Source organism: Hafnia paralvei (assembly GCF_020150375.1).
Classification (GTDB): domain Bacteria; phylum Pseudomonadota; class Gammaproteobacteria; order Enterobacterales; family Enterobacteriaceae; genus Hafnia; species Hafnia paralvei.
Genome location: NZ_CP083737.1, coordinates 4,257,200 through 4,270,412, shown reverse-complemented (window position 1 = coordinate 4,270,412; position 13,213 = coordinate 4,257,200). Strand labels below are relative to the sequence as shown.

The window sequence follows — 13,213 nt, the reverse complement described above, 5'->3', positions numbered from 1 at the left end:
GCAGCGCGCATCACACTTTATTATCAAATTGATAAGAATGGCGCTTTTCTTATCATTCTGGTTTGTATCAATGGAAAAAATACCGTTTTTAATTCAAGTGGTGAAGGGGAAAAATACGATTGCTTCTTAGTTAGTCTTGTAACTATTCCTGTTGTGTGAGGTTACTTTCTCGATTTCATAATAAATAGTGCGGCTTAGCTCACATTATTTAGTCTATTTATCTCTTTGTGCCTTATCTAAATACAGTTTGGCATAGTTATTGTTTAAGAGTTAACAGTCGCTGTTATTGATGCACGCATAAATTCTGCCTCACGTGCGTTGTAGCAGATTAAATCCAAACGCCAATCACTTACTATTGTAGGGCCATGAGATGAGAACAGTTAACGAATTAATTAAGGATATCAACGCGCTTAAGTCGAATCTGCATGAAAAAGATTTTCTGCTGACCTGGGAGCAAAGCCCAGAGGAGCTGAAACTGGTTCTGGATCTGGCCGAAGCATTAAAAACCATGCGTGCAGAAAACATTGCAACCAAGATTTTCAATAGTGGTCTTGGCATTTCCGTTTTCCGCGATAACTCAACACGTACCCGTTTCTCCTATGCTTCAGCACTTAACTTGCTGGGTTTAACGCAACAAGATTTGGATGAGGGAAAATCACAAATTGCTCATGGCGAAACCGTGCGTGAAACTGCAAATATGATCTCCTTCTGCGCCGATGCTATTGGTATTCGTGATGACATGTATCTGGGGGCGGGTAACGCTTATATGCGTGAAGTTGGCGCTGCACTGGATGAAGGCTACGAGCAAGGCGTACTGCCGCAGCGTCCAGCGTTGGTTAACTTGCAATGTGATATCGACCACCCAACGCAGTCAATGGCCGATTTGGCTTGGTTGCAGGAACATTTTGGTAGTCTCGAAAATCTGAAAGGCAAAAAAATTGCGATGACTTGGGCGTATTCACCAAGCTATGGCAAACCACTTTCTGTACCACAGGGCATTATCGGCCTGATGACGCGTTTTGGTATGGATGTCACGCTGGCTCATCCTGAAGGTTACGACCTGATCCCTGACGTTGTCGCTGTTGCAAAACAGAACGCAGAATCTTCTGGCGGTAGCTTCCGCCAGGTGAACTCAATGGCAGAAGCTTTCAAAGATGCAGACATTGTTTATCCGAAGTCTTGGGCACCTTACAAAGTGATGGAAGAGCGTACTGAACTGCTGCGCGCCAACGATCATGATGGTCTCAAAGCGTTGGAGAAACAGTGCTTAGCCGAGAACGCTAAACATAAAGATTGGCACTGCACCGAAGAAATGATGAAGCATACCAAAGGCGGTGAAGCGCTTTATATGCACTGTCTGCCTGCGGATATCTCCGGCGTGTCTTGTAAAGAGGGCGAAGTGACCGAAGGCGTATTCGAAAAATATCGCATCGCTACTTACAAAGAAGCTAGCTGGAAGCCATACATCATCGCGGCCATGATCGTGGCGCGTAAATTCTCTAAACCGGGTCTGGTTTTAGAACAATTGCTGAAAGAAGCGCAAAAGCGCATCAAGTAAGGCTGTCTGCACCGGCGCATCGGGCGATGCGTCGGTATTTCCGCCGCGTAGGCGGATACTCTCCTGATGAGGATGGGTTATGTCTGTTTTCTCTTTGAAAGTGGATATTGCGCAAAACCGTTTTTTCAACGGTGAAACGTCTCCACTTTTCTCGCGCGTAGAAGCACAAAAGGCTCGTGCCTTTCATAAAAAAATTACGGGTTATCAGCCGACGCCGCTGCGCTCGTTGGAAGAGTTGGCTCAGCTATTTGGTGTGAGCAAGATTTTAGTTAAAGACGAGTCTCAACGTTTTGGTTTGAACGCTTTCAAAATGTTGGGCGGGGCCTATGCCATTGCTCGGCTGCTTTGTGAAAAGTACCAAATCGATATCAACGAATTCTCTTTTGAAAAACTCAAAGCCACTCTGACAGAAAAAATGACCTTTGCAACCACCACAGATGGCAATCATGGCCGTGGTGTTGCATGGGCTGCTCAGCAGCTTGGTCAAAACGCCGTGATTTACATGCCAAAAGGTTCTGCTCGTGAACGCGTTGATCATATTCGTAATTTAGGTGCTGAGTGCATCGTAACCGATATGAACTATGACGATACCGTTCGCTTGACGATGAAGACCGCGCAGGAACGGGGTTGGGAAGTGGTGCAGGATACTGCGTGGGAAGGTTATACCAAGATCCCTACGTGGATTATGCAAGGGTATTCCACCCTAGCAGACGAAGCCGTGGAGCAGATGCAGGCGATGGGGGTTCAGCGCCCAACTCATGTGTTCTTACAGGCGGGCGTTGGCGCTATGGCTGGCGGCGTACTCGGGTATTTAGTTGACGTATTTGGTGCTGAAAAACTGCACTCCGTCATTGTAGAACCTGATTTAGCTGACTGTGTTTTCCGCTCAGGTTTGAAAGGCGAAATTGTCAACGTGGGCGGCGATATGGCCACCATTATGGCCGGTTTAGCCTGCGGTGAGCCTAATCCTCTGGGCTGGCCATTGCTGCGTAACTGCGCAACTCAGTTTATCTCCTGTCAAGACAAGGTCGCTGCGCTTGGTATGCGTGTTTTAGGCAATCCACTTGGAAAAGATCCACGGATTGTATCGGGTGAGTCTGGTGCCGTTGGGTTAGGTGTTTTAGCCGCAGTTCACCATCATCCGAAGCGCGAAGAGCTAATGCAAGAGCTTGGTTTAAATCATGATTCTGTAGTGTTGCTCATCAGCACCGAAGGCGACACCGACGTTAAGCATTATCGAGAAGTGGTGTGGGAAGGGAAGCATCCAGCCTGTAGTTGATCGCATATATCCCCACGGCTTTTTGACCTTTATTTTCTCGCCGTAAGCGAGCTAACACATTGGAGTGAAAGAAAAATGGCTAAGCAAGTTCCTTTTGAAATGGTGTTGGAAAAAGCATATCAGTACAAAGATGAAATGACTCGCTTTCTGCGCGATATGATCGCCATCCCAAGCGAAAGCTGCGATGAAAAACTCGTGGTGCAGTGCATCAAAAAAGAGATGGAAAAAGTGGGTTTTGATAAGGTTGAGATTGACCCAATGGGTAACATTCTCGGCTATATCGGCCACGGCCCGCATCTGATTGCGATGGATGCGCATATCGATACCGTGGGTATTGGTAATATTAAAAACTGGACCTTCGATCCTTATCAAGGAATGGAAGATGATGAGCTGATCGGTGGCCGTGGTGCATCGGATCAGGAAGGCGGCATGGCATCTATGGTATATGCCGGTAAGATCATCAAGGATCTGGGGCTGGAAGATCAATACACGCTGCTGGTAACCGGTACGGTTCAAGAAGAGGACTGTGACGGCCTGTGCTGGCAGTACATCATTGAGCAATCAAAAATCCGTCCTGAGTTTGTAGTGAGTACCGAGCCAACAGATTGCCAGATCTATCGTGGCCAGCGTGGGCGTATGGAAATTCGTGTCGATGTTCAAGGCATCAGCTGCCATGGTTCTGCGCCAGAACGTGGTGATAATGCCATTTTCAAAATGGGTCCAATCCTTAACGAATTGAAAGAACTCTCTCATAATTTGGGGAATGATGAGTTTTTGGGTAAAGGGACTCTGACCGTATCAGAAATATTCTTCACTTCGCCAAGCCGTTGTGCGGTTGCCGATAGCTGTGCAGTTTCCATTGACCGCCGTTTAACTTGGGGTGAAACATGGGAAGGCGCATTGGAAGAAATTCGCGCCCTGCCTGCAGTAAAAGCCTCTAAAGCCGTGGTTTCCATGTACAACTACGATCGACCTTCTTACACCGGTTTGGTGTATCCAACCGAATGTTACTTCCCAACGTGGAAAGTGGAAGAAGATCACATCACCGTTAAAACGCTGAGCAAAGCTTATGAAGGGTTGTTCAACAAGAAACCGGTAGTTGATAAGTGGACGTTCTCTACTAATGGTGTATCCATCATGGGTCGTCATGGTATTCCAGTAATTGGTTTTGGCCCAGGTAAAGAGCCTGAAGCACATGCGCCAAATGAGAAAACCTGGAAAGACCATTTGGTGACCTGTGCTGCTATGTATGCCGCGATCCCACTGTCCTATCTCGATGAACTGAAAAAATAATTAGCATTAATTGCGTAATCCACTCCGGCCATAATTTGGCTGGAGTGGTTTTTTCAGCCTATAGCTCCAAGGAAAATCATTCGATGAAAAAGCTGATTATCAACGGTGTGGTCGTCAACGCAGACGGTGAAACCCGACAGGATCTGCTGATCGAAAATGGCATTATCAGCCATATGGCTGAGCATATTTCTGCTGAAGACGCAGACGAAGTGATTGATGCCGAAGGATGTTACGTCATGCCCGGTGGCATTGACGTTCATACCCATTTCAACATCGACGTTGGAATAGCCCGTAGCTGTGATGATTTTTTTACCGGCACACGCGCAGCAGCTTGCGGCGGTACAACAACCATTATTGATCATATGGGATTTGGGCCTGCGGGGTGCAATCTGCATCACCAGTTGAAAGCTTACCATCAGTATGCGGCGGGGAAGGCCGTGGTGGACTATAGCTTTCACGGCGTGATCCAACACATTGATGATGAAATCCTTAATGAAATGTCATCAATGGTCCATGAGGAAGGCATCAGTAGTTTTAAGCTCTATCTGACGTATAACTACAAGCTGGGCGATGCGGATGTGTTGCGGGCTTTACAGCAGCTGCATCGTGTTGGCGCATTGGCGACAGTACACCCAGAAAATGATGCTGCGATTGCGCTACGCCGCAAGCAGTATCTCTCCGAGGGAAAAACTTCGCCGATGTATCACGCGTTGAGTCGTCCTCTCGAGTGTGAGGCAGAGGCTATCAGCCGCATGATTAATCTTGCCCAGTTGGCAGGGAATGTGCCGTTATACATTGTTCATCTTTCTAACGGTTTAGGGCTCGATTATCTCCGTTTGGCGCGTGCGCGCCATCAGCCAGTCTGGGTTGAAACCTGCCCACAATACCTGCTGCTAGATGAGCGTTGCTATCAGCAAGAAGATGCTCTGAAATTCATTCTTAGCCCGCCGCTCCGTAACCATCAAGAACAAGACAAACTATGGTGTGGTATCACTGATGGTGCGATTGATACCGTGGCTACCGACCATTGCTCATTCCCTTACCACCAACGTATTTCAATGTCTGATGGCAACTTTACCCGCTGTCCGAATGGACTTCCTGGGGTTGAAAATCGCATGCAGCTTCTGTTTTCAGAGGGCGTAATGACTGGGCGAATTTCGCCCGCGCGCTTTGTACAACTCACTAGCGCCAATCCTGCTCGCCTGTTTGGTTTGTGGCCACAAAAAGGCAATTTAGCCGTGGGGGCAGATGCCGATGTAGTCATTATCGACCCGCAGAAAACCACCACTATCGAGCATACTCATTTGCATGATAACGCTGATTATTCACCTTATGAGGGATTCCGTTGCCGAGGGGAGATCATCACGACGTTATGCCGAGGCGCAAATGTGTTTCAGGCTGGAAAATTCACAGGGCAGGCTGGCTATGGTCGGTTTATACATCGCCAACCTTTTGCTCAACCTTCCATGTAGTTTTATTCGTTTAATCTGCGTCACCAATATCTGCGAGGAATAGGATGAAAAAGAAAATTGTGCTTGCGCTAGGCGGCAATGCGTTAGGTGAAGGACTCGCCGAGCAAATGCAGGCGGTGAAATCGACGGCGAAAGCGATTGTTGATCTGATTGCACATGGTCATCAGGTGGTGGTAACTCACGGCAACGGCCCGCAGGTAGGGATGATTAATCAAGCGTTTGAGGCTGCCGCGAAAACAGAGGCGCACACTCCGATGCTGCCTATGTCTGTCTGTGTGGCGCTTAGCCAAGGGTATATCGGTTACGATTTACAAAATGCGTTGCGTGAGGAACTGCTCGATCGCGGGCTGCAAACGCCGGTTGCCACAATTATCACACAGGTGATTGTTGATGCTAAAGACCCCGCTTTCGCGAATCCTACCAAGCCAATTGGCTCATTCTTTTCGCAGGAAGAGGCCGAACTGTTGACGCGTAACGGTTACATCATGAAGGAAGACGCCGGACGTGGATATCGTCGCGTGGTTGCGTCACCTAAGCCGGTTGATATTGTAGAGAAAGAAACGGTACAGGCCATGCTTGAAGCGGGGCAAGTGGTTATTACCGTTGGTGGCGGTGGAATTCCTGTATTGCGCGAAGGAAATCATTTACGCGGTGCGGGGGCAGTAATCGATAAAGACTGGGCTAGCGCCAAACTGGCAGAAATGATCGACGCAGATATGCTGATCATTTTAACTGCGGTCGAGAAAGTGGCGATTAACTTTGGGAAACCTAATGAGCAGTGGCTGGATCAGCTCAGTATTGCTGATGCTCAGCGTTTCATCGAAGAAGGACATTTCGCTAAAGGCTCAATGTTGCCGAAGGTTGAAGCTGCCGTTTCTTTCGCCGAGTCTCGTGCTGGCCGTCAGGCATTGATTACTGTCTTGAGTAAAGCACAGCAGGGAATTGAAGGAAAAACTGGGACGGTTATTGCTAACTAACCGGTTTGCCTCGCCCGCTTCCTAATTTACATGGAAGCGGGCGAATATTCAGAATTAATGTTTCCGATCCAACTTCATCATTGCTTCCAGAACTGCGCCACCAATCGCGCGTGCTTTATCTGAAACCGTCATATAATCGGCCTCAGCGCCGCGTGGATCGATATCACCGATTTTAAATCCTTCGCAGACCTCTAATCCCTCGCTAAGCAAGCCACGCACCATGCCAGTTAATGGCGCAAAGACCGGTGCTTCACCAATATGTGCCATCACATCGCCTTCTTTAACGAGATCGCCAAGCGCAACGCAGCAGTGCATGATGCCCGAAGCGGGGGCTCGTATAACACGACGGGTTGTATGCCCAGAGATATTGCCCGGAATACCGGTGTTGGGCTGCGTATATCCTTGATAGATAACACGGCCTAGATAGTGTCCTCGGTTTGTTTCAATGACGGCATCGCAGTCGTGGCCTGCGTTAAATCCAGGCCCCAACGCCACGGTTATCGGCGCCATATCCTTGTGGGTGCCCAAGTTTTGTTTAGCCAAAATAGCATCAACCAAGAAGCGAGGTTTTAATTCATCAAGGTAGCTGGCCTTTTCATCCACTAAGACTGGGATTTCACCACGATCGAGAATGCTAAATGCTTCATCTATCCCGTTCGCTTTTCTGGCAGTGACGCCTTCAACGCAGGCTTCACCATCGAAAATAGCTTGAGCGAATGCGACGGTACGACGGATCACCGTGGGTTTCGCGATGTCTAGCATGAGGACATGGAACCCCGAATGGAAAAGCCTGAGCGCAACACCAGTCGCAATATCGCCGGAGCCTCGGATAACGACGAGTTTGTCGCGTTTTAGTCTTACGTCATCCTGTTTCAAGCCACCTGCAGCCTGATTTTTGACCTGTAAGACTTCAGCCAAAATGCTTACGGCAATTTCTTCTGGCGTTTCTGCGCCGATGTTATAGCCGATTGGGGCATGCAAACGTTCGATGAGTGCTGCTGATACTCCCTGCTGGCGTAGTGCTTGGGTAAAGGTCTGAACTTTTCTTCGGCTCGCCAATAATCCTAAATAGCATAATGGTTTCTCAATCAGCACATCCAATGCTTCTTTGTCCTGATTATTTGTCGCGATGATAACGAAGTTTTCTTTTTCAATGTTGAGCTTTTCAATGACAGCGCTGAAGCTATCAGCATGTACCAGCGTAGTACCCGCAGGAAAAAGGGCAGGATCGAGGCTAGAGGCATAGGTATCGGCGACGTGTAAATCAAAGCCTAAAGGCGCAGCCGCCTGTGCAATCGCACGGTTTACGTGTCCTGCACCGATCAAGATTAAGCGAGGACGTAAACCATGCACATCAATATAAACCGACATCGCACCGCCGCAGTCTGATCCTACGGCGTCTTGGCCATTACGCGCCATGCGCCCGTGGAAGACCCGAGCTTTACGCTCGGACAACGCTTCGAGCGCTTGCTCAATAACTAAACGTTCAACCATGCCTCCACCAATAGTGCCGAAGATACTGCCATCAGCCAGCACCAACATTTGGCCGGAGTGCCGAGGGGTTGAACCTCGACTTTCAATAATTTGTGCCAACGCAAAAGGTTTGTTTTCTTCTTCCAATCGTGCTGCTTGCGCAAAAATGTTCATAGCAACCTCAAGATCCCAGTGATAGTTCGTCAATTCATTTGTGTGACTGGTGTAGCTGATGCGTAATTGGAGGGTGTTCTTGAACCGCGCCAACCCAAATAGCACTTAACTCAGGTTGGGATTCCAGTAGGCCATTCAGCGCGTCTAAAAGAGCATTATCGATCTGATAAAGTTGATTAATCAGCCAGATGCGCAGTGGGTGCTCGGGGGCGCCTTTGAACATGCCTTCAGGATGTGAGATAAATTTTTCAAATACTGAAAGTTGGAGCACATCACCGGCTTTAATGCCACAAACGGCGGCGAAAATGGGCCAACGATGAATATGTTCAGGATCTGCGGGGCGATTAATGACACTCCCTCCGGTTAACGCAATCACACAGTTACTACTGAGGGGAATGCAAGGTTCATGCCCTGCAGGGGCTTTTAGCGGTTTCTGATGTGCGCCGTCTGCCTCGACTAAAATGATGTCAAAAAGATGGGCGCGATTTAATTCGTCAGCCTGTTCTGGGGTAATGCCGGAAACTTTTTGTGTGTCCGCATTATATTCCGTGAAGAGTGCTACGATTTTAGGGGGGGGTGTTGGCACCTTTGCCTGTTGAAGGAGCGTGGGCCAATAATCTTTTTCGATGATAATGGGGTTAGCTTGAGAAGATTCAGGGCGATACATTCGGGTGGTCGTGGTGATCAATACGCTGAGTCCTTGCTGAGCAAAAAACTGAGCTAGCCAAAATAGGGTACTGGTTTTCCCACCAGCACCAATCAGGCTGATAAGATAAGCGCGTTTGTTTTGTACATTTGAAACGACATCATTAAATAGCACGTCAATGTTGGGTATCATCAGTTTTTATTAAAGACCATGCCGAGGAGAAATGATGAATCATAAATTAGGAAAGCATCAACGAGCGGTTATATCGCCAATAGTGGATATGAGTCCGCGTGAAAACGTAGATTGCATCATTACGGCAGCGGGTCTTTCCTCTCGAATGGGGCAATGGAAAATGATGCTACCTTATAATGGAGGAACGATTCTTGATTCAAGTATAGAAAATGCACGTCAATTTTGTCAGCGAATAATATTAGTCGTGGGATATCGCGGTGAAGAACTGTTGGCGCGTTATAATAATGAGAGTGATATCACAGTTATTATAAATAATAATTATGCTAGCGGTTTATTTTCTTCGATCCAAGCGGCTGGGAAAAATGTTAATACTGAGTATTGCTTTATTACTCATGGTGACATCCCTTGCTTAAACCGTGAGATCTACCATCAGATTTGGTTGAAGCGCGGTCCTTACGCATTGTTGCCTTGTCATCAGGGAACCCCTGGACATCCTGTTTTGCTGCCTAAAAAAATCATACAGCAAGCCTGCATGGATGATGTCACCACGACGTCAATGCGTGAGTTTTTACTTGCAGGTGAGTATCGCTATTTAAATATGAATCAACCTCAGACGGTTATGGATATAGATACACCGGAAGCATATCAATTACTGCTTGGAACTTCCCATGATTAATTTAATTACTGGCTAATAATATCGTTTTTGTTTTTTATATATTAGTTTATCGATTGCGCTCTCATTTTTGAGATATTCAAGTCTCAATGTTTATCAAACTGATATTGTATTATTCTATTTTGATAATTGATTCACGCGTAGGCCGTAGATGTAATTGTGGCCTAGTGCGGCATTGATTTATATTCTCATTTGTTTAGTGAGCGGATTCACAAATAAAATTTGCTATTCGATTTAGCTCACGAAATTAATGTTTTTATTTCTGAGTGCAAACCATTGGCTCGATTGTTGCTGATATCTCTTATCCGTAGAGGATTGTTAATCCTCTGCCATTTTACATTTGAGCATGTCGTAGCAAGGAGATAGTCATGGGAGATATCATGCGCCCCGTTCCTTTCGAGGAGCTTTTGACGCGAGTTTTCGCAGAATACCACGAAAGCCGCTCAATCTTCGGTATACCGGAACAGCAGTTTTATCGTAAAGACAATGACCGACTCATCAAGGTATTTGGCGAAACCTGCGAAACCCCAATGGGTCCAGCGGCTGGACCACACACGCAGCTTGCGCAAAATATCATTGTTTCTTGGCTTACCGGTGGGCGTTTTATCGAGCTGAAAACGGTGCAGATCCTCGACCGTTTAGAATTAGATAAACCCTGTATTGACGCTGAAGACGAATGTTTTAACACCGAGTGGTCGACGGAATTTACCCTTCAAAAAGCACACGACGAATATCTAAAAGCATGGTTTGTGCTGCATCTATTAGAAGCTATTTTTGATCCACGCACTCCAGGTGAAGCAAAGTCTTTCATTTTCAATATGAGCGTTGGCTATAACCTAGAAGGTATTAAACAGCCGCCAATGCAGAATTTCATTCACAATATGATGGATTCTGCCCAACATCCAAAATATGCCGAGTATCAGTCTATTCTGGCCAGTTTCATTGGTGACAAAGACTTTGCTCAACGTTTAGCCCTTGAATCTCGTTCGGCACAGCTCAGCACGCTGCCACAGCAGATCCCTGCGCAGATGGTACATGGTGTCACCCTGTCAACGATGCACGGTTGCCCTCCAAATGAGATTGAAGCCATTTGCCGCTATATGCTGGAAGAGAAGGCGCTCAATACCTTTGTTAAGCTGAACCCAACCTTGCTCGGCTATCCACGTGTGCGTGAAATCTTAGACACCTGTGGTTTTGATTATATCGGTCTGAAAGAAGAGTCTTTCGAACATGATTTGAAGCTGGAACAAGCTATTTCCATGCTGCAAAGGCTGATTGCTCTCGGTAAAGAAAAACAGCTAAGTTTTGGCGTGAAGCTGACTAACACGCTCGGCACCATCAATCACAAAGGCGCGCTGCCTGGCGAAGAGATGTATATGTCGGGTCGTGCACTGTTCCCTCTGTCTATCAACGTGGCAGCGGTGCTATCTCGCGCCTTTAACGGCGAACTTGCCATCTCTTACTCTGGTGGCGCGAGCAAATTTAATATTCGCGAGATTTTTGATACCGGTATTCGCCCAATCACTATGGCAACGGATTTACTCAAGCCGGGTGGATACTTACGCCAGTTAGAGTGCATGCGTGAACTGGATCAGTCTGATACTTGGGGCATGACTAAAGTCGACGTTGATCGCCTGGAAGCGTTGGCGAAGAAAGCGGTCAGCATGGAATACACTCAGAAACATTGGAAAGCTCAAGATCGCATTGATGCTGGTGGCCCGTTGCCAATGACTGACTGCTATGTGGCTCCTTGTGTTACCGCCTGTGCCATTAAGCAGGATATTCCTGAATATATTCGCCTGCTCGGCGAGCAGCGTTATGCGGATGCATTAGAACTGATTTATCAGCGTAATGCGTTACCTGCGATCACTGGACATATCTGCGATCACCAGTGCCAGTACAACTGTACACGTCTGGATTACGACAGCGCACTAAATATCCGCGAGCTGAAAAAAGTCGCCTTGGAAAAAGGCTGGGATGAATACAAGCAACGTTGGCATAAACCTGCGGGCTCTGGCTCTAAGCATCCGGTTGCGGTGTTGGGTGCAGGGCCTGCGGGACTTTCTGCAGGCTACTTCCTAGCTCGTGCCGGCTATCAAGTCACGTTGTTTGAGCGTGAGGCAAATGCGGGTGGGGTAGTGAAAAACATTATTCCTCAGTTCCGTATCCCAGCAGAAACCATCCAGCATGATATCGATTTTGTTGCTGCCCATGGTGTGAAGTTTGAGTTTGGCTGCGACCCAGAACTAACCGTCGATAAGCTGATGCAGCAAGGCTTTAGCTATGTTTTCGTTGGTATCGGCACTGACAAAAATAGCGGCGTGAAACTGGCAGGTGATAACCGCAATGTCTACAAATCTCTGCCATTCCTACGCAGCTACAACCGTGGCGATAAGCTTTCTCTCGGCCGCCATGTTGCCGTTGTAGGGGCGGGTAATACCGCGATGGACTGTGCGCGCGCTGCGCTGAAAGTTCCGGGCGTTGAAGATGTCACCGTTATTTATCGTCGTACCCTGAATGAAATGCCAGCCTACCGCGAAGAGTATGAAGAAGCGGTGGAAGACGGCGTGAAATTTATGTTCCTGACAAACCCAGAACAGTTTGATGCTGACGGAACATTAGTTGCGCGCGTTATGGAACTGGGTGAGCCTGATGAGAAAGGGCGTCGCCGTCCAGTCGCAACGGATAAAACCATTAAACTGCAGATGGATGCGCTCATTACCGCCATCGGTGAACAGGCTGACTGTGCGGCATTAGGCGCCATGGGCGTGCCGTTGAATGCCGAGGGTTGGCCTGCTGTGGCTAATGATACCGGTGAAACCACCCGTCCTAACGTGTTCTTGATTGGGGACGTGCAAAACGGACCTTCTTCTATCGTTGCCGCTATTGGCACTGCTCGACGTGCAACGGATGAGGTACTTAAGCGCGAAAACATTCGTTCACATCACCATGACAAACAGTGGTCGAATGTCGATCCTGCCGAAATTTATCAGCGTAAGGGCGCTATTAGCGTCGTGATGGTTGATAAAGAAGAGCGTGAAGCCTTTGTCGCTCAGGAAGCTCAGCGCTGCTTGGAATGTAACTACATCTGTAGCAAGTGTGTTGATGTTTGTCCTAACCGTGCCAACGTTTCAATCGCCGTTCCAGGTTTCCATGACCGTTTCCAAACCCTGCATTTAGACGCTTATTGCAACGAATGTGGTAACTGTGCGCAGTTCTGCCCGTGGGAAGGCAAACCTTACAAAGACAAAATCACGATTTATAGCCTGCCAGAAGATTTTACCAATAGCACTAACCCTGGTTTCTATGTTGATGAACAAAACGTCAGCGTACGTCAGGGCAAGCAAATCTGGCACCTGCATATTGATGAACACGGTCAACTGGACGAAGTTCCCGCTGAGTTGGAAGACATGTGCCGCATCATTAGTCATGTTCACAACCACCATCACTATCTACTTGGCCGCGTGGAGGTTTAA

The 13,213-nt window shown here is 47.7% G+C and carries 9 protein-coding genes; 7 read left to right on the top strand and 2 right to left on the bottom strand.

The window, feature by feature from the left end; all coding sequences use genetic code 11:
* Window positions 1–370: 370 nt before the first annotated feature.
* The 5 genes from ygeW to arcC all read left to right on the top strand — a co-directional run bounded on the left by ygeW (window position 371) and on the right by arcC (window position 6,579).
* Window positions 371–1,558 (top strand): knotted carbamoyltransferase YgeW, encoded by a 1,188-nt coding sequence (gene ygeW / locus K9N75_RS19725; RefSeq protein ID WP_004097024.1) that lies wholly within the window; start codon window positions 371–373, stop codon window positions 1,556–1,558.
* 79 nt (window positions 1,559–1,637) lie between these two features.
* Window positions 1,638–2,837: a diaminopropionate ammonia-lyase gene (dpaL, locus tag K9N75_RS19720; RefSeq protein WP_008815429.1), complete on the top strand. Its 1,200-nt coding sequence runs from the start codon at window positions 1,638–1,640 to the stop codon at window positions 2,835–2,837.
* A gap of 75 nt (window positions 2,838–2,912) precedes the next feature.
* Entirely contained in the window at window positions 2,913–4,130 is a 1,218-nt protein-coding gene (locus tag K9N75_RS19715; protein ID WP_008815428.1) for a YgeY family selenium metabolism-linked hydrolase, read from the top strand.
* A gap of 83 nt (window positions 4,131–4,213) precedes the next feature.
* On the top strand, window positions 4,214–5,602 hold the full coding sequence (gene hydA, locus K9N75_RS19710; protein WP_199372373.1) for a dihydropyrimidinase: 1,389 nt from the start codon (window positions 4,214–4,216) through the stop codon (window positions 5,600–5,602).
* Window positions 5,603–5,646: 44 nt separating this feature from the next.
* Window positions 5,647–6,579, top strand: coding sequence for a carbamate kinase (gene arcC / locus K9N75_RS19705; protein WP_008815426.1), 933 nt, complete (start codon window positions 5,647–5,649; stop codon window positions 6,577–6,579).
* Window positions 6,580–6,633: 54 nt separating this feature from the next.
* On the opposite strand, the gene yqeB is transcribed toward arcC, so the two are convergent.
* Window positions 6,634–8,226 carry a selenium-dependent molybdenum cofactor biosynthesis protein YqeB gene (gene yqeB / locus K9N75_RS19700; RefSeq protein ID WP_008815425.1) on the bottom strand — a complete coding sequence of 531 codons (1,593 nt, stop codon included), beginning with the start codon at window positions 8,224–8,226 and terminating at the stop codon, window positions 6,634–6,636.
* A gap of 34 nt (window positions 8,227–8,260) precedes the next feature.
* Window positions 8,261–9,064, bottom strand: a complete 804-nt coding sequence (gene yqeC / locus K9N75_RS19695; protein ID WP_224452032.1) for a selenium cofactor biosynthesis protein YqeC — start codon at window positions 9,062–9,064, stop codon at window positions 8,261–8,263.
* A 31-nt stretch (window positions 9,065–9,095) separates the two neighbouring features.
* Here yqeC and K9N75_RS19690 point away from each other — a divergent pair, with 31 nt between their 5' ends.
* Both K9N75_RS19690 and ygfK read left to right on the top strand, forming a co-directional pair.
* Window positions 9,096–9,740: an NTP transferase domain-containing protein gene (locus tag K9N75_RS19690; protein WP_224452031.1), complete on the top strand. Its 645-nt coding sequence runs from the start codon at window positions 9,096–9,098 to the stop codon at window positions 9,738–9,740.
* 365 nt (window positions 9,741–10,105) lie between these two features.
* The gene (gene ygfK / locus K9N75_RS19685) at window positions 10,106–13,213 is read left to right on the top strand and encodes a putative selenate reductase subunit YgfK (RefSeq protein ID WP_224452030.1); all 3,108 of its coding nucleotides are present in this window, start codon (window positions 10,106–10,108) and stop codon (window positions 13,211–13,213) included.

Bases quoted from the DNA above. Each gene is read 5' to 3' on its own strand.
- dpaL (WP_008815429.1), top strand. From the start codon at position 1,638: ATGTCTGTTTTCTCTTTGAAAGTGGATATTGCGCAAAACCGTTTTTTC.
- K9N75_RS19715 (WP_008815428.1), top strand. From the start codon at position 2,913: ATGGCTAAGCAAGTTCCTTTTGAAATGGTGTTGGAAAAAGCATATCAG.
- ygeW (WP_004097024.1), top strand. From the start codon at position 371: ATGAGAACAGTTAACGAATTAATTAAGGATATCAACGCGCTTAAGTCG.
- yqeB (WP_008815425.1), bottom strand. From the start codon at position 8,226: ATGAACATTTTTGCGCAAGCAGCACGATTGGAAGAAGAAAACAAACCT.
- arcC (WP_008815426.1), top strand. From the start codon at position 5,647: ATGAAAAAGAAAATTGTGCTTGCGCTAGGCGGCAATGCGTTAGGTGAA.
- K9N75_RS19690 (WP_224452031.1), top strand. From the start codon at position 9,096: ATGATGAATCATAAATTAGGAAAGCATCAACGAGCGGTTATATCGCCA.
- hydA (WP_199372373.1), top strand. From the start codon at position 4,214: ATGAAAAAGCTGATTATCAACGGTGTGGTCGTCAACGCAGACGGTGAA.
- ygfK (WP_224452030.1), top strand. From the start codon at position 10,106: ATGGGAGATATCATGCGCCCCGTTCCTTTCGAGGAGCTTTTGACGCGA.
- yqeC (WP_224452032.1), bottom strand. From the start codon at position 9,064: ATGATACCCAACATTGACGTGCTATTTAATGATGTCGTTTCAAATGTA.